This window comes from Ligilactobacillus saerimneri DSM 16049 (assembly GCF_000423265.1).
GTDB lineage: Bacteria > Bacillota > Bacilli > Lactobacillales > Lactobacillaceae > Ligilactobacillus > Ligilactobacillus saerimneri.
Map to the genome: position 1 here is coordinate 1 of NZ_AUHQ01000013.1, position 24,447 is coordinate 24,447.

Genomic DNA, 24,447 nt, shown 5'->3' on the forward strand with positions numbered 1-24,447 from the left:
AATGGAATGTTGTAACGACACCATTAAAGACCTTTATGGGTTTTTCTGTCCACTAAAATGTTCAACTTAAATTTTACAATCTGCCATATAAAAAACGAGGCTGGAAATTTTTCCAACCTCGTTTTGTTGCTCCTGGAATTAGCCTGACTCTACGTCAGCTTCCTCCGCGAAGTTCTCCAAATTTTAGCCTTTGGAGATATTTAATCTATTGATGGCACGCTTTAAAGCAATTTCGGCACGTTCCAAATCGTTTACACTCTTCTTATTGCTCTTAGCTTCTGCAATCCGCTTTTGGGCACGGTCCCGTGCACTCATTGCCCGTTCGACATCAATGTCTTCTGCCCGTTCAGCAGCTGGAGCAACGATTGAAAGCTCATTGTTGGAGAATTCTAAAAATCCCCCACTAATAGCAATATTTTCAAAACTACCATCAGGTTGTTGAATTTTAACTTCATCAATTACTAAGGTAGTCAATAATGGTAAACGGTTAGGCATAATACCGATCTTACCTTCTGGTGTTGAACAGATAGCAAGCGATGTTGTGCCTTCATAAACACTACCTGCGGGAGTAACGACGCTAACCGTCAGTTCGTCATTTTTACTCATGTGACGCTCCCTCCCTAATCAGTTAATGTCTTGGCCTTTTCAACTGCTTCTTCGATTGTACCAACACTCCGGAATGCTTCTTCCGGCATGTCATCATACTTACCTTCAAGAATAGCCTTGAAGCCCTTGACCGTTTCCTTAACTGGAACGTAAGAACCTGGTTGACCAGTAAATTGTTCCGCAACGTGTAAGTTTTGTGACAGGAAGAATTGTACCCGCCGTGCACGTGCAACAACTAATTTTTCTTCGTCAGATAATTCATCCATCCCTAAGATTGAGATGATATCTTGCAATTCACGATAACGTTGCAAGATGTGTTGGACTTCGGTTGCTACTTCGTAGTGTTCCTTACCAACAATTTCTGGTGTTAACGCACTGGAAGTTGATTCCAATGGGTCCACGGCAGGATAAATCCCAATCTGTGTCAAGGCACGTTCCAAGTTTGTACTTGCGTCCAAGTGGGCGAAAGTAGTAGCTGGAGCAGGGTCGGTATAGTCATCGGCAGGCACATAAACGGCCTGAATTGATGTAACTGAACCCTTCTTAGTTGAAGTGATCCGTTCTTGTAACTGACCCATTTCTGTAGCTAACGTTGGTTGGTAACCTACGGCAGAAGGAATCCGTCCTAACAGGGCAGAAACTTCTGAACCAGCTTGAGTAAACCGGAAGATGTTATCGATGAAAAGAAGCACATCTTGGCCTTCAACATCACGGAAGTGTTCCGCAATTGTCAAACCAGTCAAAGCAACCCGCATCCGGGCTCCAGGTGGTTCGTTCATCTGACCATATACCATGGCAGTCTTGGATAAAACACCTGATTCTTTCATTTCAGAATAAAGGTCGTTCCCTTCACGAGTCCGTTCACCTACACCAGTGAACACAGAAATCCCGTTATGTTCTTCGGCGATGTTATGAATCAATTCCTGAATCAAAACAGTCTTACCAACTCCGGCACCACCGAAAAGCCCGACCTTACCACCTTTAACGTAAGGTTCCAACAAGTCGATAACCTTAATCCCTGTTTCAAGGATTTCAGTACCATTACTTAATTCATCATAGGCAGGAGCTGCACGGTGAATTGGATCACGGCGTGCGTCTTCGCCAAATTCAGGACCATTGTCGATTGGATCACCTAAGACATTGAACACCCGTCCTAGAGTTTCCTTACCAACAGGAACACTGATTGATGCACCAGTATCTTCTACAACTGCACCACGTTGTAAGCCATCAGTTGAGTCCATGGCGATAGTCCGCATAACACCATCACCAAGTTCAACAGTAACTTCAACAACAAGTTCACTGCCGTCAGAACGCTTTACTTTCAAAGCGTTGTTAATCTTTGGAAGAGGTTGATCCAGAGGAAATTCTACGTCGACAACAGGTCCGATAATTTGTACAACTTTACCAGAACTCATGTAATTAATTCCTCCTAAGTTTATTTCTATTCAATAGCTGCTTGGGCACCAGTAATTTCAGTAATTTCTGTTGTGATAGCAGCTTGCCGAGCACGGTTATACTGCAACTGCAAAGTTGAGATAATATCTTGAGCGTTATCCGTAGCAGATTTCATAGCAGTGGCACTCGAAGCATGTTCGGCTGTCTTGGCATCTAAAATCGCACCATAGACCAAACCTTCAGCATACTGAGGAAGAACAACATTTAAAATTTCTGTTTCAGAAGGTTCAATATCGTATTCCATTTCGACTTGAACTTCATTATCTTCAAATTCATTTGGTTGCTTAACACCCAAACTCTCTTCCGTTACCGGTAAGAGTAATTCGGAGCGGTATTCAGACGTTAACATGTTAACGAAGTGGTTATAGCAAACATATAAATGATCAAATTCTTGATTTTCATACATTACCATGACCTTACGTGTCAAGGACTTAGTTTCCTTATAATCAGGAATATCCTTAACCCCAGTATATTCATGAATAACGTTGTAGCCCTGTTTCTTGAAGAATTTCAAACCTGTTCGCCCAACCGCGATGATCTTAATGTTTTCCTTGGAAAAATCAAGCTGGTTAATCAGCTCCATTGTTTGCTTAAGAACGTTACTGTTGTAACCGCCAACTAAACCACGGTCTGATGTAACCACGATAATACCGACATTTTCAACAGGTCTTTGTTCTAATAAACCAAAATAATTGCGTTTTCCCTGAGGATCGATGAATGGTTGCTCTTCAGTCTCTTCTGCCACTACATTCTTTTGAGCTACTGCAGAAAGAAAATGTGCTTGTGCAAGGTGGGTGATAACACTTTTAATTTTAGTGGAATACTTTTGATAGCTAACCGTATGGCTCTGAATTTGCCCTAACTTTGCGGTGGAAATCATCTGCATTGCACCGGTGATTTGGCCTGTCTTTTTAGTAGAATTGATTTTTTCTTTAACTTCTTTCAAAGAAGTAGCCATCTGTATTCACCCCCCTTTCTATTTATCTGCAGGTTGGAATGTTTCAGCAAATTCCTTAATTGCTGCAATAAACTTATCCTTATCTGGTAACTGTCCTGTTTCTGCAATTCCATCAAGAATATCCTTGTGGTTTGCATCGAAGTAATCAAACAGTTCATGTTCCCAGCGACCGATTTCTTCAACTGCAACAGAATCTAAGAACTTTTGTTGCAAAGCAAAGAGAATCAATACTTGCTTTGGAACAGACAATGTTTCGTGTAAGCCTTGCTTCAAGACTTCAACTGTCCGTTCACCACGGTCTAACTTAGCCTTAGTGGCCTTATCCAGGTCAGAACCGAATTGGGCAAACGCTGCCAATTCTGCATAAGAAGCTAAGTCAGTACGTAAGGAACCAGAAACTTTCTTCATCGCTTTAACTTGGGCAGCCCCACCAACACGGGAAACAGATGTCCCGGCGTCGATCGCTGGGCGGACACCAGAGTAGAAACGATTACTATCCAAGAAGATCTGGCCGTCAGTGATTGAAATTACGTTAGTTGGGATGTATGCTGAAACGTCCCCGGCCTTAGTTTCAATAACTGGCATGGCAGTCATTGAACCGCCACCTAATTCTTCGTTTAACCGTGCAGCCCGTTCCAATAAACGAGAGTGCAGGTAGAAGACGTCACCAGGATAAGCTTCACGTCCTGGAGGCCGTCTCAAAATCAATGAAAGTTCACGGTAAGCGTCAGCTTGCTTGGAAAGATCATCATAAATGATCAAGACGTCTTTACCATTGAACATAAATTCTTCACCCATTGCTGCCCCGGCATATGGTGCAATCCACAATAATGGTGCTGGTGAAGATGGTCCAGCAGAAACAACAATTGTGTAGTCCATTGCGCCAAACTTACGCAAAGTTTCTACCTGAGATCTCACAGTTGAGTCTTTCTGCCCGATCGCAACGTAGATACAAATCATGTTTTGATCTTTTTGGTTGATGATCGTGTCAATCGCCAAGGATGACTTACCAGTCTTACGGTCCCCAATGATCAACTCACGCTGACCCCGTCCGATTGGAACAAGGGCATCGATCGCCTTGATCCCTGTTTGTAATGGTTGGGAAACTGATTGCCGTGCCATAACCCCAGGAGCCTTCCGTTCGATTGGCCGAGTAGAAGTAGTCTTAACTTCGCCCATGCCATCGATTGGTTGACCTAATGGGTTAACAACCCGTCCAATGAGTCCTTCACCAACAGGGACTTCCATGATCCGTCCTGTACGCTTAACTTTGTCACCTTCACGAATGCCTTTGTAGTCACCAAGAATAACAATACCAACGTCATCGGTTTCCAAGTTTTGTGCAAGACCAAAGGTACCATTTTCGAATTCTAGTAATTCGCCTGCAACAGCATTATCTAACCCGTTTGCACGAGCAACACCGTCACCAACGTAGGTGATAGTACCAACTTCATCAACTGAGAGCTCATCTTTATAATTTGCTAATTGTTGTTTAATCAGAGCACTGATTTCCTCAGCTTTAATGCTCATAAAAGTCTCACCTCTTTAAATTTATTTAAGTAACAGACGTTTGATGCTGTTTAGCTTTGTTCTCAGTGAGCCGTCATAGACAGTGTTGTTGGCTGTAATAACAACACCACCGATAATTTCGGGATCAACAGCTGTTTCAAAAACAACCCTTTCAGCACCAACAACATTAGCAAATGAAGATGCGAGCTTTTGCTTCTGATCTTCATCTAATTCGACAGCTGTCCGAACTTCAGCCCGAACAGTCTTGTTGAACTCATCTATTAATCTGTTAAATTCATCAACAACACCAACTAAGTTAGTAATTCGTCCATAGTCAAATAACATTGTTACCAGATTATGGGTTAATTCAGTTGTGTTATTGGTTAAAGTTGCAAGTGCATCTCTCTTAGCCTGTCTACTAATCTGTGCACTCTTCAGGAAAACCATCAATTCTGGTTCTTCCAAGACTACCTTTTTGATCTCACTCAGTTCTGCTTGAACTGTTGGGGTTTCGTTACGTTCCTGAGCAACTTCAAATAAGGCTTTTCCGTAGCGATGTGCTACCATTTTGTTATCTAGTTTCATTTTGCTTCCCCAACCCTTCGATATAAGAATCTACCAAAGCTTTGTGTCCGCTTGGATCAAGTTCTTTTTGAATGACCTTTGAAGCAATTTCAACAGATAACTCGGCTACCTGAGCTTTAACGCCTTTAAGTGCATCCTCTTTTTGTTGAGCGATGTCTTTTTCAGCGCGTTCACGCATTGCTGTTGCTTCTTCATTAGCACCATTAATAATGTTAGATTTCTGCTCTTCCCCAGATTTCTTAGCATTATTGATGATTTCGGAAGCTTCAGCACGGGAATCCTTAAGCGCAGCTTCGCGTTTTTTAGCTAACTCAGCAGCTTTTTTCCTGTCCTTAGCCGCAGAATCAATGTCATCAGCGATCTTTTCGGCACGTTTGTCCATCATACCAGCAATGGAGTCCCACGCAAAGTGCTTAACCAGTGCTACCAGGATAACGAATGTTAATAGGTAGAACAGAAAGTCCCCCCATTCAACTTGACCGCCAGCTACACTTAATAAAAATGTTGAATTCACCAATTGACACCTCCTCTAATTTTCAATATTGATATGCATATTGACCGTTAAAGGAATTATTTGTTCAAAAGCATGAATGCAATAACGATAGCAATGATAGGAACAGCTTCGATAAGACCAACACCGATGAACATTGTAGTCCGTAAACTGTTTTGGATTTCTGGTTGACGAGCCATACTTTCCATAGTCTTTGAAATAACACGGGAGTTACCCATAGCAGTTGCGATGGCAGCAACGGCTGCGATAATTGCTGCACCTAATAAAGCGACGACACTTGTAGTCATAATATAATTCCTCCTTAGAATTATCCTAAATGTAATAAATTATTCTTTTTCGACCTTTTGAGAAACATAAACCATAATTAATGTAACGAACACGTAGGCTTGGATTGCCCCAATAAAGACAGAGAACCCTTGCCAGATCATTTCTAATGGTATGGCTGGAATAACGGTCATTATTCCTTTTGATTTGGCGAATGCTCCAATTGTTGTCAATAGAACTTCCCCAGAGAAAATGTTACCGTACAAACGAAGAGCTACTGTTAAGAAGTTAGTAAACTGTTCAAGAATATTGATTGGTAACATGATTGGGTTAGGATTTATGTATGAATTCTTCAGATAACCGAAGAAACCAAATCTTTTAACCCCCATTGCGTGTGATAGTACCAGCACCATAAATGCTAATGACAAAGTTGTCACAACAGATGAAGTTGGACTCTTAATGTAAGTTATGTCACCAACGATAAATTCGATCATCAACCCTAATTGGTTGGACACGAAAATGAACACAAACAGCGTAAAGGCTAACAGCCGAAACTGCCGCCCTTCGCTGTCAGGAAGAGCGTTCTTAACAATGCCATTCGTAAAGTCGATCAGGTACTCTAGAGCATTCTGTTTGCCCGTTGGTTTCAGTTGCACATCACGCGAGAACCAGTAAACCACTGCAAAAACAATAATAGCTGCAATTAATCCGGAAAGAACATTTCCAACGTTAAAAGGAATGCCAAAAAGCTTCACAACTAGAGCTTCTTCATTCACCAAGTCTCACCTCTTTTCAAAATTTGTCGATACGGTCTAACAAACATGGTTGAACCATAAGCTGCGACCCAAGGGCCAGGATTCCTTGGATACAAATTAAATGATACCACCAAACCAAAAGAAAGATAAAGCCATATTATTAAATTCACATAAATAAAAAAGCGTTTCTCACACTATACAATTGACAGTATGGAAAACGCTTAACATTGTGATCTATTGCGCTAGTCAATATGAGAACATTATGAATTATTCCTCATCGATCACTCTTTGTTTTTTTAATTGTTACTTTGTCCCGAATAAACGGTCACCAGCATCCCCGAGACCTGGCACAATGTAACCATTTTCGTTCAAATGATCATCTAAAGCAGCCGTGAAGATGTCGACATCTGGGTGTGCTTCTTGTAATGCTTTAACCCCTTCTGGAGCAGCTACCAAGCATGCAAACTTGATGTTTTCACCACTGCAACCGCGCTTCTTCAAAGCATCAATTGCCATGATTGCAGAACCACCAGTGGCTAACATTGGGTCAACAACGAATAATTGCCGTTCAGCAATATCACCAGGTAACTTAACAAAGTATTCATGTGGCTTCAAAGTTTCTTCATCACGGTACATCCCAATGAAACCAACTTTAGCAGCTGGAATTAAACTAGTCATCCCATCAACCATGCCCAGGCCAGCCCGTAAAATTGGCACAATTGCAACTTTCTTACCACTCAACTGCTTTTGGGTGGTTGTTGTGATTGGTGTTTCTACTTCAACATCTTCCAAAGGCATATCGCGTGAAACTTCATATGCCATCAAAGCAGAGATTTCGTTAACGGTTTCTCTAAAAGCCTTGGTACCAACCTTTTTATCCCGAATAAGTGTTAATTTATGTTGGATCAGTGGATGATCTAAAACTGCAAATTTTCCCATTGTGAAATGCGCTCCTTCTTTATAAAAATGAATTTTTCTCAATTCTTCTCATAATACTCTAGCAGACTTAATATTTTTTTTCTAGTCCTCTAAATCAGAAAAGAAAACGTTTCCTGCTGACTTGCGTAAGCGGTTCATATAAGCTGCACCAAGGCCTTCCTCAGGATAGCCTGCAACTAAGATCCAGTTAACTTTTTTTGCTTGTCCATCAAAATACCGCAACCCTGCAAATAATTTGTGCGTAGCGTTGGTTATCCCTGAACCGTAGTCAAAGACTTCCACGTTAGCTGGAATAGTCTGCTGGTCGAGCAGGCTCTGGTCAACCATCACCCCAACCTTTTCAGCCTTAGCTTGGGCCCACTTTAGGGCTGCCTCCCATTGGTCAGGAGCCACGATCACTACTTGACCTGCTGGAGCGTAATGCTTATATTTCATCCCCGGTGCCTTGGGAACTTCTTTTTGTCCGACGTGGTGGCGGTCTGCTACCACTTCCATTCCCAATGCTGCTTCAATTTCTTCGACAGTCACTACCCCCGGCCGCAAAATAGTTGGCACGGGAACGCTCATGTCCAAAATCGTTGATTCAACCCCAACTTTAGTTGGACCATCATCAACGATCCCTGCGATCCGCCCTTCTAAGTCGTTGAATACGTGTTGGGCAGTTGTTGGACTAGGCTTGCCCGATGTATTAGCAGAAGGACCTACTAATGGTACACCAGCTGCTTCAATCAAGCGCAACGTTGTCGGCTCTTGGGGCATTCTGAAGGCAGCTGTCTTCAAACCTCCCGTCACAGTCTTGGACAGTGATCCTGGTTTGATCTTAAAGACCATTGTCAATGAACCCGGCCAAAACTTGGCCATTAACTTACGGGCAGCAGGTGGTATTTCTGCTATATACTGTTCAGCCATGGCCACAGAACTGATAGTCACAATCAGCGGATTATCCGATGGCCGTCCCTTAGCCAAATATACCCGCTTAACTGCTTGCTCATTAGTGGCATCTGCCCCTAACCCATAAACTGTTTCCGTGGGAAAGGCGATCAACTCTCCCAGCCGGAGTTCCTGAGCAGCCTGGTCTACTTCATCAGGCTGATAAATTTTTGTCATCAACATTCTCTCACCTCATTTTTACTCGGACCATCCGGTCATTTTGACTGATATCTTGTCGCACAACTACTTGACTAGTGGGGATTTCTTGCTCAAACAGTGCTTTCACTGCTGGGCCTTGTTTAAACCCAATCTCCAAATAGAGCATACCCGCAGGCTGCAGATGGGCCTGAACTTGGTGCGCAATCTTTTTGTAGACTGCCAAACCATCATCGGCTGCAAATAAAGCCAATGCCGGTTCGTATTGCAATACACTCTGGTCCATCAACGGCCGTTCAGCGGGACTTATATAGGGCGGGTTAGAAACGATGATGTCATAGTCATCATCTCTAATATCAGCAAACAAGTCACTGTTGATCAAAGTGACTGGTAATGCTAATGCCGCAGCATTTTTTCGGGCCACCGTCAAAGCTGCAGATGAAATATCTGCCAGGGTGACCTCCCATTGGGGGCGATTCTGCTTCAGGGCTAAACCAATCGCCCCGGTTCCCGTCCCCAAGTCGAGCACTTTATGGGGTTTATTAGAATGCTCGGCTAAAATCCACTCTACCAATTCCTCTGTCTCCAGACGGGGAATTAAAGTGGCTGGGCTCACCGCCAACTTCAAACCAAAGAAATCAGCTTTCCCTAACAAATATTGTGGCGGATAGTCCTCCAAACAATACCGTTGGACGTTGGTTTGAAAGGTTTGCCACTCCTGGTCGGGCATTACATCATGGAAATGAACTAATAGTTGCGTAGCAGACCAGTGCATCTGCCCCAATAACAGGAGCTCTACCCCACTAGTTTCCTTATTATGCGTGTTTGCAAAAGAAAAAGCCCATTGTCGGGCTTTAAAGAACGTCATTTTATCCATTATTCTTTAATTTCTCCATTGCCTTAGTTTGTTCGTAGAGAACTAAAGCATCAATGACATCTTCGAGCTCACCATTCATAATGCGATCTAATTTGTTTAAACTCAACCCAATGCGGTGGTCAGTCACGCGGTTTTGTGGATAATTGTATGTCCGAATTCGTTCCGAACGATCCCCGGTTCCGACAGCTGACTTACGATTGGCAGCGTACTCTTTTTGTTCCTTGGATGCGTAGTAATCATATACCCGCGCCTTTAAGATTTGCATCGCCTTGGCCCGGTTTTGTTGTTGCGAACGCTCATCTTGCATTGCTACGACAATCCCGGTTGGCAAGTGCGTCATCCGAACCGCTGAAGAAGTTTTGTTAATGTGCTGTCCGCCGGCCCCAGAAGAACGATAGACATCAACCCGGATGTCCTTAGGGTCAATTTCGATTTCAACGTCTTCTTCTTCCGGCATCACAACAACGGTCGCGGTTGAAGTATGGATTCGGCCAGCAGATTCAGTAACTGGGACCCGTTGTACCCGGTGAGCTCCACTCTCGTACTTCAGTTTGGACCATACTTTGTCACCGTTGATCAATAGTGCAATTTCTTTAAAGCCCCCAACTTCAGTCAGGTTCTTGTCCAGCACTTCGACCTTCCAACCTTGACGTTCAGCATACTTGCTGTACATCCCGAAAAGATCAGCAGCAAACAAGCTAGCTTCATCCCCACCAGCTGCACCCCGGATTTCCATAATGATGTTTTTGTCATCGTTAGGGTCCTTAGGTAGCAAGAGGATTTCGATTTCTTTTTCGAGTTCGGCTTTTCTTTCCTTGCTCTCAGCCAGTTCTTCTTTGACCATCTCGTACATATCATCGTCAAGGCCCGAATCTAACATCTCTAAATCTTCATCTACTAATGAAGTAACCTTTTTATATTCATTGTATTTTTCTACTGTCTCCCGCAAGTCAGCCATTTCCTTCGAGAGTTTAGTAAAACGCTTGGTATCAGAGATCACATCCGGATCAGAAAGCAATCCGCCTAGTTCTTCATACCGATCTTCAAGCGCTTGTAGTCTATCGAACAACTCGTCCATCTTATTCTTCCTTTCTCAGGTTAATTTTTCCATCTGTCATTGGTGGTGTGAAGTAATGCCGCCGACAAACTGGGTAGTATGACTCATTTCCCCCGATCAGTATCTGCTCGCCCGCATATACCGGCTGATCGTTATGCACCCGCAAGTTCATGATGGCCTTTTTGGCACAGAACCAGCAAATCGTTTTCATTTCTTCAATTTTGTCAGCATACAGCAAGAGGTATTTGGACCCTTCAAATAAGTTATTTTGAAAATCATTCTTCAGTCCAAAAGCCATCACCGGGATGTTCATATCATCGACAATCTGGGCTAATTCCAAGACATGGTGCTTTAATAAGAACTGGGCTTCGTCAATCAGCACACATGCCGCTTGGGGGTTGATTTGCGCCACCAAATCGGCAATATTGGTTTCCGCAAAAATCGGGTGGGCTGTCCGCTTCATCCCGATCCGGCTAGCAACCATCCCTACTTGTTCCCGATTATCCAGACCACTCGTCATAATGATAACATGCTTATTCTGTTCTTCGTAATTATGGGCAACCTTGAGAATCTCGATTGTTTTCCCACTATTCATTGCACCATATCGAAAAAAGAGCTGTGCCACTCTTCACCACTCCACTCTTCAAATTACACTCGGTTTTTAGTATAGCTGATTTCTAAATAAATTGCATTATTCTCTGATAAATTCCCGCGCATACTTCTAGATAGTAGGTAATCACATTTTGTGATATGATACATGATGATCTTATTTAGCAGCTGAAAAGCAGAGGAGAATAAGTTTTATGTCATTAAGAAGTTCAATTGCAATCACAGCAGGAAAATCATCTTATTGGTTCCTGCACAAATTTCGTCATGGTGGGACGTCCTTTCCAGGCAAGCTTGCTTTAGCGCTTGATCCTAAAGTTTTACGGACCCTGGCCAAGGATTACGACATTGTCGTTATCACGGGGACTAACGGTAAAACATTGACCACCGCCCTGACGGTTAAGGCACTTAAAGCCAAGTACACCCAGATTTTGACTAATCCTAGTGGTTCCAACATGATCCAAGGGATTACTGGGGCTTTCCTAACGGCCCAAAAGGGAGCTAACGGCAAGAAATTAGCTGTTTTGGAAACTGATGAAGCCAACGTGCCGATCATTTGCCAGTATGTCACCCCTAAAGCATTTGTTTTAACCAATATTTTCCGGGACCAAATGGATCGTTACGGAGAGATTTATACGACGTACGATAAAATCATTGCCGGGATCAAGATGGCACCTGAAGCGACTATTATTGCTAACGGGGATGCCCCGATCTTTAATAGTAAGAAACTACCTAATCCCACTATTTATTATGGGTTTAATAATCAACCTGACCAGGAACAAATGGCACCGGCCAATACCGACGGACTACTGTGTCCTAAGTGCCAACACATCTTGCATTACAAACAGCGGAGTTACAGCAACTTAGGGAAATATTACTGCCCAAACTGCTCTTTTGCCCGGCCAGAATTGACTTATCAGATGACCCAGATCGTGGATCAAACACCAGCTTCATCAACATTTGTGATCAACGGCCAAGAAGTTACCTTGCATATTGGCGGAACCTATAACATCTACAATGCTTTAGCCGCGTTCTCTGTTGCTTCCTTCTTCGGGGTTGAACCACAAGCTAGTGCCCAGATGCTCAGCGATAAGGATGAAAAAGTCTTTGGACGCCAAGAAGTCATTCGCCTCGGTGAAAAAGAAGTAACCTTAATCCTAGTTAAGAATCCTGTCGGCCTCGACCAAGTCTTGCAGATGATTAAAACCGATCAGGAGCCGTTCTCATTGGCCGTTTTACTGAATGCTAACTATGCCGATGGGATTGATACTAGCTGGATCTGGGACGGCCGGTTCGAAGACCTCCCCTTTGCCCGGATCCCAGCGGTCTTAGCTGGTGGTGAACGTTACAAGGACATCGCCTTCCGCCTCCGGGTAGCAGGAGTCAGTGAAGACCGCTTTGCCGAACGGCCTGACCTCGATGATGTCTTAGAATATATCAAGCACATGCCAACAGACCACGTGTATGTCCTGGCTACGTATACTGCGGTCTTACAATTGCGGGAAAAACTAGCCAATGAAGGTTATATAAAAGGAGGCATGGACTAACAATGCAATACCAATTACATTTGGCCCACCTGTATGGTGATTTATTGAACACCTATGGCGATATCGGGAATATCCTCGTTTTGAAGTACTATGCCCAGCAAATGGGGGTTAAACTAACTGACGAAGTGGTCAGCCTTGATCAACCCTTTGACCCTAAAAAATATGACATCGCCTTTTTTGGCGGGGGGCAAGATTTTGAACAAGTGATTGTTTCAAAAGATATTCAAAGTAAAAAGGATGACCTGATTACTTATATTGAAGACGGTGGCCCGATGTTGGCGATCTGTGGCGGATACCAGTTGTTAGGTTCCTATTATATTGGGGCCCACGGTGAAAAGATCAAGGGGATCCATGCCCTTGACCACCGGACAGAATCCCAAGACAACCACCGTTTTATCGGCGATATTGTCATTAAAAATGAAGAAACTGGGCAAGAATACCACGGTTTTGAAAACCACAACGGGATAACTTACCTCGGTCATGGCGAACGGCCTTTGGGTAAGGTTATCTCTGGAAATGGGAACAATGGGAGCGATCGGACTGAAGGAGCGATCTACAAGAACGTTTACTGCTCGTACTTCCATGGTCCGATCTTGGCCCGGAATGGTGAGTTAGCTAAACGGATCTTGCTGACTGCGTTAAAACGTAAGTATCTGCAGGCAGACCTCAGTGCTCAGGAAGCATTGGTGATCAAACCTACCTATTAATATATAAATGAAAGGCAGTTGCCTAACACGTAGTTGGTGAAGCTACATTGTTGGGCAACTGCCTTTTTAGTTGCTGGTTTCTTCTTTTAAATACTTACCGACAAGGATCTCACGCCGCCGGATAAATTCATAATTATCTGCCGTCGGGTGGACCCGGTTGGTAAGCACGATTAGGGCTGAGCGGTTAGGTTTGTCCACCAGTAACACGGTGCCCGTATACCCGGTGTGGTAGAGAACGGGCCGCCCCGTTGGGGTATAGCGCAAATCCCAGCCCAACGATCGGTGCAGCCGGTGGTTGGGGGTCCAGTCCTGGTACAGGCTGTCGATTAAAGCCGGGGCTAAGACAGGATGCGGGACCCTATCGTCCATTACCCATTGGGCAAAGGTAATCATGTCGTCCAGGTTAGCAAACAACCCCGCTGACCCACAATGTTCCTTGAGAGTGTAAGCCTTGGGATCATGCACTTCTCCCCAGAGCAGGCGGCCCCGCTTCTTGCTCAGTTCGGTCGGGACACATTGGTCAGGGTTGGGAGTGAACGTACTATGCGTCATCTGCAAAGGGGTTAGTACCCGTTGGGTGATCACTTCCTGGACTGGCATGTGGTATATCCGCTCGATCACCTGGCCAGCCAGAATCAAGCCCACATCAGCATAGACCATCCGGTGACCAAACCCATCCCCAACTTTTAGTTCATCATACAAAGCGGTAATTAGTTGGTCGGCTGTCAGTTCGTCGCGGTGGGGAATATAGCCCTGTAAGTTGGACGTGTGGGTTAATAGGTGGCGGAGGGTAACCCGGCGGTCACGGAACCGGGGTAAATACTTTTGCACTGGTACATCAATGTCGACCTGGCCGGCAACCATCAGCTCTAAAATGACCGTAGTCGTGCCAATCACTTTAGTTAATGAGGCAACATCATACAGCATGCCCGGCCGTAATGGTTCCGTGTGCGGTACGAGCTGGGCCTGCCCCCAGACTGCTGTTTGAATTTTTCCATCCTGAATCATCGCATATGACATCCCGGGCACTACTCCGGCTGTGACAAAATCATGTAGGTATTGCGTTGTTTGTGGATTGAACAAACCCATCACCCCTTGGTAAGTAAAAAGCGGGCTCATCTCTCCCCTATGAAGGACCCGTTGTCACGTCCTTCCCTTTTTAAGAAGTTGAGTTGTTACCCGCTCTTGTTAATTTATTTTTTCGTATCTAATAGGTCATCTTCACTGAGGCCGTAGATCCCACTAGCAGGATCATCTTGACTAAGTGGATGAACAATAATGATCGCTACTGCGCCATTGTGGGCTTCGTATCCCGCAAAAGAGACGATTTGCTCCACTTCATAAGTTTTACCGTCAGAATTATATATGTATTGCCCTTTTTGTGGCATAACAGCAAATTCTGCTTTGTTAATCCGGTAATAATCTTCATGTTGGCGGTCGTGCATTACTAAGACCACTTTTATCATACTAAAGCCCCCTTGTGAGTCAACATACTTTTATGATAACAGAGTGACTAGAAAATGGGTAGTTTCTCATAAATAAAAAAACACTGGCGCCTCATCAGCACCAGTGTCTAATAACTATTGGGTGTACTGGATTCGAACCAGTACATTATGGATTCAGAGTCCACTGCCTTACCAGTTTGGCTAACACCCAAAAATTCAACTATTTCATGATAGTCTTTTTGTATTTTATTGTCAACCAATTTTTATAGAATTTTTGTGGTGACCTTTGGCAGTAATGGCACACCCAAAATAAAAAAATTTTTCAAAAGCAAAATTTTGCCACCATGCCTTTTTTTAACCTCACACGATATATAAAAATATATGTGCTAGTAAGAAAGCTTGTCCAATCAAGCTTTTTAAAAAATTGGCTGCACATATTTTACTATTTATCGTGTCCCCTAGAAAAAAATACCCAAATTCTTTGCGATTGCTTTTAAAATAAAATCTCTGAACGGATGAGTTTGAAAGCTGTAAAAAAATCCCCATCCGGATGGGATGAGGAATTGAGTGGTTGAGGGAATTATTTATTTACTGATTTGCTGCCATAATTTCCGCTTGCTCCACCACTTTGCTTACAGCTTGTTTTTGAATATCTGGTGGGTATCCATATTTTCTTAATAATTTCTTTACAGCAACTCTCATCTTAGCTTGAATATTGCTTCTTTTCTCCCAGTCTACACCTGCTTCTTTTTTCACTAATTTTACTAATTCTTTTGCAATAAGCTGCAGTTTTTTCTCGCCTAGGATTTCAACAGCTTTTTTATGATCGGCTAAAGTGTCATAAAAGGCAATTTCATCTTGATTCAACCCTAATTTCTTACCTTTTTTCTTTTCAGCATTAATTTTTTTAGCCATCTCAATTAGTTTACGAATAATCAACTCACTAGTGATTCCCCGCTTATTATACTCATCGATTGACTGTTTAAGCATTTCTTCGAATTTTTGTGATGTTACTTTATTAGTTTTAGTCATCGCCTTTATTTTTCCTTTTAATAACTTTTCTAATAAAGCAATAGCCACATCTTTTTCTGGCATATCACTAACTTGTTGCAAAAATTCATCGGAAATTAAATCGATACTTTGACGCTCAAGCCCCAACTCATTATATATATCAACATTCGGCTCAGAGATAATTGATTGATCTAACAGCTGTTGCATTCGATACTTAACATCAGCATTATCAGCTGGCATGGAAGAACTATCTGGATTCTTCAATTTTTGGATAAATACTTTAACAGTTTTAAAGAAAGCAATTTCTTTTCCATAAGCCTGAGCTTCCGGTTGAGTAGAAGTTAAAGCATAAGCCTTCTGCAATTCTGTTACGACATCCAAAAACTTTTTTTGCATTTCTTCATCTTCATGAAGAATTTTATTTGCTACTCGGCGTGTTATTTTCATTCTTGTAATACTGTCTTCTGAATCGAAACCAGAATAGTCTACCCCATACAAAAAATCACGAGTGATGATATCGTATTTCTCTTTTAATAATGCTACTGCTTTCTTTATGTTGATGCCTACTTTACCTCTGTCATCTTTAGAATAGATGTTAAGAGCTTCCTTTAAGTTTTCTGCGATACCAATATAATCAACAATTAAACCACTATCTTTATCCTTAAAGACCCGGTTGACACGAGCTATTGCCTGAATTAAATTATGGCCCTTCATTGGCTTATCAATGTACATCGTATTCATTGATGGAACATCAAATCCAGTTAACCACATGCTAACAACAATAACTATCTGCAGTTCATCGCTATTGTCCTTCATTCGCCTTTGTAAAATGCGTCGATCTGCTTTGCTAGTGTGGTGTTTTGCCATCTCTGGTCCATCGGCTGCCGAAGAAGTCATAACAATCTTAATCTTCCCCTCATTAAGATCATCACTGTGCCATTCAGGACGAAGTTTAATAATTTCATTGTACAATCGAACCGCATTTCTCCGTGACATTTCAACAATCATTGCCTTACCAAAGGTTTCTTTTTGGCGAGCTTCAAAGTGTTCAATGAAATGCTTTGCAATGCTCTCTAAACGTGACTTTGCTCCGGCTAAGGCCTCAAGACGCGAAAATTCCCGACTACGACGCACATTTTCCGAAATTTCAGGATCATCGTCCAAATTAGCTTCTTTGAGCAATCGTTGATACTTCTCCTGAGCATCCTCTTTTAATTTCAAAGGAAAAACATGACTTTCATAGTAGATCTTAACTGTTGCCTGATCTGTTACCGCTTGCGTAATGTTATAAATATCAATGTATTTACCAAACATTGCTACGGTAGACTTATCAGCCGTTGAAATTGGTGTCCCAGTAAAACCAATATAAGATGCATTAGGTAAAGCATCTCGCAAATATTTAGCATAACCATACCGAAGACCTTTGTCGGTAAATTTCGCTTCCATTCCGTACTGAGTACGATGAGCTTCATCGGCAATGACAATTACGTCACTTCGACTACTCAATACAGGCATTTCTTTCTCACCTTTGTCAAAATTTGGTGAGAATTTATGAATGGTAGAGAAAACAATACCGCCAGACTGCTTATCTAAATAGCGCCGTAACTCCTCACCATCTTTAGCATGCTCTGGATTTTGCCGCAGAAATTCATGAGCAGCTGCAAATGTTCCAAATAACTGATCATCAAGATCATTACGGTCATTAAGTACTACTAACGTTGGGTTATTAAGCTTCCTTGCTACAATACCCGAGAAGAAGACCATTGATAAACTCTTCCCTGAACCAGTTGTATGCCAAACAACCCCAATTCGTTTATCATCAGGGTTTGTGAGTGCTTGCTTAGCTGCATGAACTGCTTTATTAACCATATAATATTGATGATAAGCACCTAGGATTTTAATTGTGTCGTCACCATCAGTTTCAAAAATAATGAAGTTCTCAATCAAATTAAGTAAATCTTTTGGTGACAACATATATTTAATCATTGTTTCCAATTCCAGTTCATCATCAATTGGCGTACTTTTTGGAGCCCGCCACCGCATGAAACGATCAAATCCAGCGGTTAATGAGCCCGCTCGCGAATTAATACCATCTGAAATTATTAATATCTCATTGTACTTCAAGTATTCTGGAATCTCTTCTTTATACGTCTGCAGCTGTTGATAAGCATTATTAATGCTTACGTTAGGATTGGCCGCATCTTTGAATTCAAAAGTTACAACGGGTAATCCATTAACAAAAATGGTTGTATCCGGTCGGCGGACATGTCTATCTTTAAAAGTAAACTGATTAGTAGCAATAAAATTGTTGCGTTCAACTTGGTTGAAATCAATTGGATAGAGTACATCCGTTCTGTTTTCTCCGCCAACTGTGTTTTTTATACGAATCCCCTCAATCAACAATTTATGAAAATAGTGATTATTGATCATCATGTCCGGGTTGTCGGCTAACTGTACCAACTGCCGAAATGCTTCCTGATAAACCTCATCAGAATAACCAGGATTAAGTTCTCGAAGAGATTTTTTCACCACCGCAGGCAAAATTGCTACTGTGTGATTATTATTTCGCATAGCATCAAGCTCCACATTAGGTGAAACTTTACTATTACTCTTATAAACTTGATATCCAATTTGCCCAAGAGTATCCAATGCTAAGTTTTCAACATCAGATTCCGACAAAAAACCTTTGGACATAAAAATCACTCTTCTTTCTTTATTTGGTGTGATAAATGATAATTTAGCGGTTTAGAAATATTTAGATAGTAACTTCGATTTGATCTCTTGTAGAACGTTATTTTGTATTTTGAGTTGAAATTGTTGACTTGTTATCGGAGCAGTGCAATGTTCAAATAATTCAAACTCTTCATTTGAAGGCACATATATACTAACATTTTTAAGATTAGATTGAGTAATCAAAGGTTGAGTAGATCCAGTATTAAGGGCATTATAATTAATGCGATGACTCAATAGTTCAAAAAGATAATCTTCATGTTTTGATATAAGTACAAAGCTATTATCAGAAATCCACACTGGCTCTCTATACCGCTGGACAATTCCGTGAGTGCCGACTCGTCCCGTAGTAATTATTGAACCATTGTATAAGAATTTATTTGTGTATCCCATAATTTTACTTGCTCCAATTATAGGATAGATAGCATCTGCGTTTTTTTTATCATACTTTTTATTGGGCCTTTTGCCTGTCTTTATCTTTGCAATATCTTGAATCGTTCCATTAGGTTTTTCTTCAAGATGAGAACCGAAAATATTATTAAACAATGTAGTCTTAATGCTTGCTAAATTATCATTTATCTGAGTATTTACTTCAATCTTATTATCTAATTTCTTTAGATAGTTAGCCACTTTTTCCTGGTTAGCTAAATCAACTGGAATCTTGAGCCTTAATTCACCTAATTCTTTTTTATTTATAGAAGTAAATACAGTTCCCGAAGCCAATGAATCCAGATGCTCTCCTATTTTCTTAAACAAATAGTACAGATAATTTTTTGAATATTCTTCTTTAACTTTAATCGCAGCTAACCCTCGACCTATAGCTATCCTTTGATTTGCCCAATTCACCCTTCCAACCGGTGCTCTTACGCTAAATAGTATTTCTCCACTCTGTGCTTCTCTATTAAAGGAAGTGGTATAAGTATCTATAGATGGGTAGTTTTCGCCAAAAGTCCTTACTCCTTGTAGAAAAGGCACCCCCTTTCCCTCTGTATTGTAGAAGTTCGATTTAGGTGATTGTCCCATTACTACATCAGCCACATCTTTTAACTGGATTGTTTTATATTTCATACCCAAGCTCCTTCAACACATCTTTTATTTGAACCTGTAATTTATTGCTTTCTTCAAACTGTTCCTTTAATTCACTTGTCAAACGTTTCATTTTCACTTCATATGGTTCCCCATCATCTTCCTGCTCTGCAAGTCCCACATAACGCCCTGGTGTTAAAACATAGTCATTTTTAGCAATTTCTTCCAACGTCGCAACTTTACAGAAACCAGCAACGTCTTGGTACTCTTGATCGTTGGTGCTCCGGTAAGCATGGTAAGTGTCCGCAATCTTTTTAATATCTTCTGTCTTAAAGGCACGGTGGGTCCGGTCAACCATTTCACCCAAGTTGCGGGCATCAATAAAGAGTGTTTCTCCCTTACGTGACCGTTCACCTGCCGATTCCTTATTCATATCAATGAACCATAGTGAAACCGGAATTTGGGTTGAATAAAACATTTGGGGAGGCAAGGATACAATCGCATCAATCTTATCGTCTTCAAGTATAGCTTTACGAATTGCATATTCATCCTTACTCGAAGTCGACAACGCTCCATTGGCAAGGACAAAGCCTGCTTTCCCATCCGGCGCAAGTTTACTAATAATATGTTCAATCCAGGCATAATTGGCGTTCCCTTCTGGTGGTACTCCGTACTTCCAACGGGCATCTTCCTTCAATTTGTCGCCACCCCAGCGTTTAACGTTAAAAGGTGGGTTCGCCAGGATATAGTCAAACCGTTCACCTTTGTGCAAATCATTTGCAAAAGTATCACCCTGGTGAGGTCCCAGATTATTGTCAATTCCACGAATTGCAAGGTTCATTTTGGCTAGTTTCCAAGTCGTCGGGTTGGATTCTTCACCATAAACAGATAAGTCACCAATCCTTCCCTGATGTTCCTGAACGAACTTATCAGATTGAACAAACATCCCACCAGAACCGCAACAAGGATCATAGATCCGTCCCTTATAGGGTTCAATCATTTCAACCAGTGTCCGTACAATCGAACGTGGCGTGTAGAATTCTCCCCCCTTTTTACCTTCACTAGAAGCAAATTGGTTTAGGAAGTATTCGTATACCCTACCCAAAACGTCAGCTTGATTTGCTTGTTGATTGACAAGTTTAATGTCGGAAATCAAATCGACGACTTCTCCTAAACGGGTCTTATCTAAATCCGGAGAAGAATAATTTTTACTCAAAACTCCACGGAGTGAATCATTATTTTTTTCGACTGAATCCATTGCATTATCAATAATTTCACCGATTTGTGGGGTTTTGGCTGATTGCTGAATCAAAGACCACCGTGCTTCTCTTGGTACCCAGAAAATATTTTCTGATAAATACATGTCTGGATCTTCGGCATCTTCTGGATAATCAGTCTGCATTAACTCTGCGTAACGGGTTTCAAACGAATCTGAAACATATTTTAAAAAGATTAGTCCCAAAACAACATTGCGGTACTCTGAGGCATCCATACTCCCTCGCAACGCATCAGCTGTTTTCCAAAGTTTATCTTCAATACTAAGTTCTTTTGATTTAGTTGCCATTACTACAACTCCTCTGCTATTTGTAGCTTCAATCAGATATATTTTAACGTTTAAAGCTACATTATTTCCATATTCATTCCTATTATACTGGGATTCTTGTCCCAAAAACACCTCTTAATTGTCACTTCTCTGGTGTTCGCCAATTTCTAAACTCCCACCGTAACGGTGCCTGGCTTCCCAGTTTGGTTCGCAATAGGTACTGATATTGCAGATATTGGTCCTGGTAGTTATCCCACCTGCTCCACGCCTGCTTGGGACGAGCAATGCCCAAGGCATCCTGTGCAATATCAAAAATATAGTTATCCAATGGAACATGAAAATATTGGAAAACACCGGTAAAATCATTGGCCTCCAGCATATAGAGGTACTTGATGGTCATATTGACCCACTTTTGTGCCTGCCCATATGTCAAGGTGATCCCTTGTGCTACATAAATTCTTTTAATTTGACTGCAAACCTCTTGGTGCCAACCATCAAAGTCCCTTGCACTCTTAATATTTTGTGGTGTGAGCCACGCCACCTGTTCTCTTAGGACTTGGTTTACCTGATTGCGCAAGTTCCACCGCACTTCATCAGCTACCCCGTGAAAACGGATCGTTCGATTCATATCGCGGTAAGCCCGACTACTAGCTGCCAGGAGGGGATCAGCGAAATTGCCAAAGTATACTCCCCTTAAAAACTGCAAAATATCTTGGTCTACCAGTATTTTCTCAATCTTTTCGTCCATCATTACCTTTTTTAATATTTCCCCGTATAGCTAAGATTTCTTTCTCTCTTTAATAATATTATTTTATGCTAACCAACAGGGAATGTGTAGCGCCTATGCCTGACCGCGTCCGTCGCATACAAAAAAGCACGCAGATCATCTCCGCGTGCTCTTTCTCTGGATATTAATTATTTTTGTGCTGCTTTAGCTTCTTTCAGACGCTTCTTTTCCATCCGTCGCATCTTCTTGAGCTTTTTGCGTTCTTCCCGTTCGCGCATTGCTTTTTCTGAGTAACGGTAAGCCTTCTTCTTCAGGTACCGTAACAACTCTGTTTCATTAGCAAACTCGTGGGGTTTCTTTTGCCCGTGCAAACGCACAGTAATCTTGGTAATCTTGATCCGGCCCGTCCATGTGTAGGTATGTTCTACAATGAACCGGTTGTTAAGATCATTGGGATCCTCCCCAAATTTTAGAACATATACTTTTTCAGGCACCATCAACGGATTAACGTGCTCTTTACTATATGCTATATTTTGTGACTTTAAAAAGTTCTTTGTCTTTCTAAGCATGTTTTACCTCCCTTTGATAGTTTCCTCAGCAGCTACAATTAATCATAACTACCCATATTCTAACAGAAAAAGTTAATTGAATAAAATACTATCATATATTTTAATAATAAAAAAAGAAGAATGCCCTAACGAATAGGACATTCCTAATTTACTTAGTCAAATCACCCGTACGGGGATCGAACCCGCAACTCCGCCTTGAGAGGGCGACGTCTTAACCAATTTGACCAACGGGCAATTACTCTCCTAAGTATAGTCCAAAAAGCCTAGTTGTCAAGCTTTTTATTGCCACCATTGGTCAAAGTCTTGGAGCAGTTTTTGCAATGCCAAGCCCCGGTGACTAACCGTATTCTTTTCACTAGCAGTCATCTCAGCAAAGGTCTTATCTTTTGCTGGATAGTAGAACAGCGGATCGTAACCGAAGCCATCCTTCCCCCGTGGTGCCGTCAAAATTTGACCATATGCGTCCCCCGTTGCGATTAACGGTTCTTTGCCCTCTTGGACCACCACGATTGAACAATGGAAGTGGGCCGTCCGGTCCGCTGGAGCTACGTCCGCCAGTTTATTAAGCAACTTACGGTTGTTGGCCGCATCATCATGATCACCAGCATACCTGGCTGAGTAAATACCTGGTTCCCCATCCAACGCATCCACGACTAATCCCGAATCATCCGCTAACACCGGAATGTGCAAGTAGTTACTGATAGTTTGTGCCTTAATCAAGGCATTTTCAGTAAATGTTTGTCCGTTTTCTTCAATTGGCGGAACATCTTCCAAATCCAAAAGCGTCATTACCTCTATCTGTTTGGGCGCAAAGAGCCGGGCAAACTCGCGTGCTTTGCCGGCATTCTTTGTTGCAATCAAAATCTTATCCATCGCAGCTACCTCCAGCATATTTTTAAGTTTATACTACACTATGGGATAGAATTTAACAATTCGGTTAAAAAACCTGTATAATAAGCACTGATATTAAACGAAGGAGTACCTCTAATGCACAAGGAACTAATTGAACAAGCACTCGCACACCCAGAGCTGGGTTCTACTCTGGGCTACGAACTCATTCGGGACATGCTTCTCCCTAGTATCGTAGGCGAAGACAGTAATTTCATGTATTGGGCCGGCAAGAAACTAGCCCGCGAAATCGCCCTGGCAACAGACGAAGATATTTTCAGCTTTTTTGCTGCCGCTAACTGGGGTGAGCTAACCCGGGTAAAGAGCAATGCCCACCAGCAAAAATTCACTCTGACTGGGCCAATCATTGCCCTCCGCCACCAAAACAACAGCCACACTCCCCAATTTTTATTGGAAACCGGATTTTTAGCCCAAACCATTGAGCAACAAACCGGCTTGGTAACTGAAGGTGTGCTCGAGAATGATACTAAAAAGAACAACAAAATTAGCATTCTCATCCAAACTGATCCTAAAACTCCTACCAGTGATGAATTATCCCCTGATACAACCCCACTTGCTTTCACGGCCTTACTTCATCCTGAAGATAAATAATACAACAAAGCGGTGATAACATGACGCCACCAGGCCTCATGCTATCACCGCTTTTTCATGCTGCATTCAAGAGCAATTTATTAGACGTATTGGTTCAACTTAGCTTCCAATTGTTCCTTGCTGTGGTAACCAATAATAGTATCAACGATTGCGCCATCCTTCTTGATGATCATCGTTGGAATACTCATGATTCCCAATTCAGCAGCCGTTTGTTGGTTGGCATCAACGTCCACTTTTCCAAAGGAAACCTTATCGCCCATTTCTTCAGCCAACTTTTCTACCACAGGACCTTGCATCCGGCAAGGGCCACACCATGTTGCCCAAAAGTCTGTAAATGTAACTCCGTGTGCTGTTTCTTCCTTAAATGTCTTATCAGTTAGTTCTTTAACCATAGTGAACCTCCTACTTTCTTTTCGTAAGTAATCATATCAATT

The 24,447-nt window shown here is 42.0% G+C and carries 25 protein-coding genes and 2 tRNA genes; 3 read left to right on the forward strand and 24 right to left on the reverse strand.

Annotated features, from left to right (window positions below; genetic code table 11):
* Positions 1-183: 183 nt before the first annotated feature.
* The 13 genes from G541_RS0104520 to G541_RS0104580 all read right to left on the reverse strand — a co-directional run bounded on the left by G541_RS0104520 (position 184) and on the right by G541_RS0104580 (position 11,227).
* Entirely contained in the window at positions 184-606 is a 423-nt protein-coding gene (locus G541_RS0104520; RefSeq protein WP_009553772.1) for a F0F1 ATP synthase subunit epsilon, read from the reverse strand.
* A 14-nt stretch (positions 607-620) separates the two neighbouring features.
* Positions 621-2,021: a F0F1 ATP synthase subunit beta gene (gene atpD, locus G541_RS0104525; protein WP_009553774.1), complete on the reverse strand. Its 1,401-nt coding sequence runs from the start codon at positions 2,019-2,021 to the stop codon at positions 621-623.
* 26 nt (positions 2,022-2,047) lie between these two features.
* Positions 2,048-3,019, reverse strand: coding sequence for a F0F1 ATP synthase subunit gamma (locus G541_RS0104530; RefSeq protein ID WP_027826639.1), 972 nt, complete (start codon positions 3,017-3,019; stop codon positions 2,048-2,050).
* Positions 3,020-3,037: 18 nt separating this feature from the next.
* A complete protein-coding gene (gene atpA / locus G541_RS0104535) occupies positions 3,038-4,549 on the reverse strand; it encodes a F0F1 ATP synthase subunit alpha (RefSeq protein ID WP_009553780.1) in 1,512 nt (503 codons plus the stop codon).
* Positions 4,550-4,570: 21 nt separating this feature from the next.
* Positions 4,571-5,113 (reverse strand): ATP synthase F1 subunit delta, encoded by a 543-nt coding sequence (gene atpH / locus G541_RS0104540; protein ID WP_027826640.1) that lies wholly within the window; start codon positions 5,111-5,113, stop codon positions 4,571-4,573.
* Positions 5,100-5,627 (reverse strand): F0F1 ATP synthase subunit B, encoded by a 528-nt coding sequence (gene atpF / locus G541_RS0104545; RefSeq protein WP_009553785.1) that lies wholly within the window; start codon positions 5,625-5,627, stop codon positions 5,100-5,102. Before atpF ends, atpH begins: the two co-directional genes overlap by 14 nt.
* 56 nt (positions 5,628-5,683) lie before the next feature.
* On the reverse strand, positions 5,684-5,911 hold the full coding sequence (atpE, locus tag G541_RS0104550) for a F0F1 ATP synthase subunit C (RefSeq protein WP_009553787.1): 228 nt from the start codon (positions 5,909-5,911) through the stop codon (positions 5,684-5,686).
* A 39-nt stretch (positions 5,912-5,950) separates the two neighbouring features.
* Positions 5,951-6,664: a F0F1 ATP synthase subunit A gene (gene atpB / locus G541_RS0104555; protein ID WP_009553789.1), complete on the reverse strand. Its 714-nt coding sequence runs from the start codon at positions 6,662-6,664 to the stop codon at positions 5,951-5,953.
* Positions 6,665-6,946: 282 nt separating this feature from the next.
* Positions 6,947-7,582, reverse strand: coding sequence for a uracil phosphoribosyltransferase (gene upp / locus G541_RS0104560; protein WP_009553790.1), 636 nt, complete (start codon positions 7,580-7,582; stop codon positions 6,947-6,949).
* A gap of 81 nt (positions 7,583-7,663) precedes the next feature.
* Complete coding sequence (locus G541_RS0104565; RefSeq protein ID WP_027826641.1) at positions 7,664-8,695, reverse strand: L-threonylcarbamoyladenylate synthase; 1,032 nt, start codon at positions 8,693-8,695, stop codon at positions 7,664-7,666.
* A 4-nt stretch (positions 8,696-8,699) separates the two neighbouring features.
* The gene (gene prmC / locus G541_RS0104570; protein WP_027826642.1) at positions 8,700-9,545 is read right to left on the reverse strand and encodes a peptide chain release factor N(5)-glutamine methyltransferase; all 846 of its coding nucleotides are present in this window, start codon (positions 9,543-9,545) and stop codon (positions 8,700-8,702) included.
* Positions 9,538-10,623 (reverse strand): peptide chain release factor 1, encoded by a 1,086-nt coding sequence (gene prfA, locus G541_RS0104575; RefSeq protein WP_027826643.1) that lies wholly within the window; start codon positions 10,621-10,623, stop codon positions 9,538-9,540. Before prfA ends, prmC begins: the two co-directional genes overlap by 8 nt.
* Position 10,624: 1 nt before the next feature.
* Positions 10,625-11,227: a thymidine kinase gene (locus G541_RS0104580; RefSeq protein WP_009553798.1), complete on the reverse strand. Its 603-nt coding sequence runs from the start codon at positions 11,225-11,227 to the stop codon at positions 10,625-10,627.
* A 178-nt stretch (positions 11,228-11,405) separates the two neighbouring features.
* Between G541_RS0104580 and G541_RS0104585 the strand changes: the two genes are divergently transcribed.
* Positions 11,406-12,755 (forward strand): Mur ligase family protein, encoded by a 1,350-nt coding sequence (locus tag G541_RS0104585; protein ID WP_027826644.1) that lies wholly within the window; start codon positions 11,406-11,408, stop codon positions 12,753-12,755.
* A gap of 2 nt (positions 12,756-12,757) precedes the next feature.
* Positions 12,758-13,462 carry a type 1 glutamine amidotransferase gene (locus tag G541_RS0104590; RefSeq protein WP_027826645.1) on the forward strand — a complete coding sequence of 235 codons (705 nt, stop codon included), beginning with the start codon at positions 12,758-12,760 and terminating at the stop codon, positions 13,460-13,462.
* 66 nt (positions 13,463-13,528) lie between these two features.
* On the opposite strand, the gene G541_RS0104595 is transcribed toward G541_RS0104590, so the two are convergent.
* From G541_RS0104595 to G541_RS0104640, 10 genes are all read right to left on the reverse strand, one after another.
* Positions 13,529-14,581 carry a serine hydrolase domain-containing protein gene (locus G541_RS0104595; RefSeq protein WP_155824492.1) on the reverse strand — a complete coding sequence of 351 codons (1,053 nt, stop codon included), beginning with the start codon at positions 14,579-14,581 and terminating at the stop codon, positions 13,529-13,531.
* A gap of 74 nt (positions 14,582-14,655) precedes the next feature.
* Positions 14,656-14,928 (reverse strand): hypothetical protein, encoded by a 273-nt coding sequence (locus tag G541_RS0104600; protein ID WP_009553807.1) that lies wholly within the window; start codon positions 14,926-14,928, stop codon positions 14,656-14,658.
* 117 nt (positions 14,929-15,045) lie between these two features.
* Positions 15,046-15,118 (reverse strand) — tRNA-Gln (locus G541_RS0104605).
* A gap of 377 nt (positions 15,119-15,495) precedes the next feature.
* On the reverse strand, positions 15,496-18,612 hold the full coding sequence (locus G541_RS0104610; RefSeq protein ID WP_027826647.1) for a type I restriction endonuclease subunit R: 3,117 nt from the start codon (positions 18,610-18,612) through the stop codon (positions 15,496-15,498).
* A gap of 51 nt (positions 18,613-18,663) precedes the next feature.
* Positions 18,664-19,716: a restriction endonuclease subunit S gene (locus tag G541_RS10540; protein WP_169439837.1), complete on the reverse strand. Its 1,053-nt coding sequence runs from the start codon at positions 19,714-19,716 to the stop codon at positions 18,664-18,666.
* Positions 19,706-21,238 (reverse strand): class I SAM-dependent DNA methyltransferase, encoded by a 1,533-nt coding sequence (locus G541_RS0104620; RefSeq protein WP_027826648.1) that lies wholly within the window; start codon positions 21,236-21,238, stop codon positions 19,706-19,708. The genes G541_RS10540 and G541_RS0104620 overlap by 11 nt, the downstream gene beginning before the upstream one ends.
* A gap of 121 nt (positions 21,239-21,359) precedes the next feature.
* The gene (locus tag G541_RS0104625) at positions 21,360-21,968 is read right to left on the reverse strand and encodes a hypothetical protein (RefSeq protein ID WP_235806347.1); all 609 of its coding nucleotides are present in this window, start codon (positions 21,966-21,968) and stop codon (positions 21,360-21,362) included.
* 164 nt (positions 21,969-22,132) lie between these two features.
* Positions 22,133-22,513 (reverse strand): hypothetical protein, encoded by a 381-nt coding sequence (locus G541_RS09395; RefSeq protein ID WP_051174561.1) that lies wholly within the window; start codon positions 22,511-22,513, stop codon positions 22,133-22,135.
* A 161-nt stretch (positions 22,514-22,674) separates the two neighbouring features.
* A tRNA-Glu gene (locus G541_RS0104635) sits at positions 22,675-22,747 on the reverse strand.
* Positions 22,748-22,792: 45 nt separating this feature from the next.
* Entirely contained in the window at positions 22,793-23,386 is a 594-nt protein-coding gene (locus G541_RS0104640) for an XTP/dITP diphosphatase (RefSeq protein ID WP_027826650.1), read from the reverse strand.
* 114 nt (positions 23,387-23,500) lie between these two features.
* On the opposite strand from G541_RS0104640, the gene G541_RS0104645 reads away from it, so the two are divergent.
* Positions 23,501-24,013, forward strand: coding sequence for a YslB family protein (locus G541_RS0104645; protein WP_027826651.1), 513 nt, complete (start codon positions 23,501-23,503; stop codon positions 24,011-24,013).
* Between the two features lie 80 nt (positions 24,014-24,093).
* Here the strand turns inward: G541_RS0104645 and trxA are convergent, their stop codons facing one another.
* Positions 24,094-24,405: a thioredoxin gene (trxA, locus tag G541_RS0104650; protein WP_009553822.1), complete on the reverse strand. Its 312-nt coding sequence runs from the start codon at positions 24,403-24,405 to the stop codon at positions 24,094-24,096.
* Positions 24,406-24,447 lie beyond the last annotated feature (42 nt).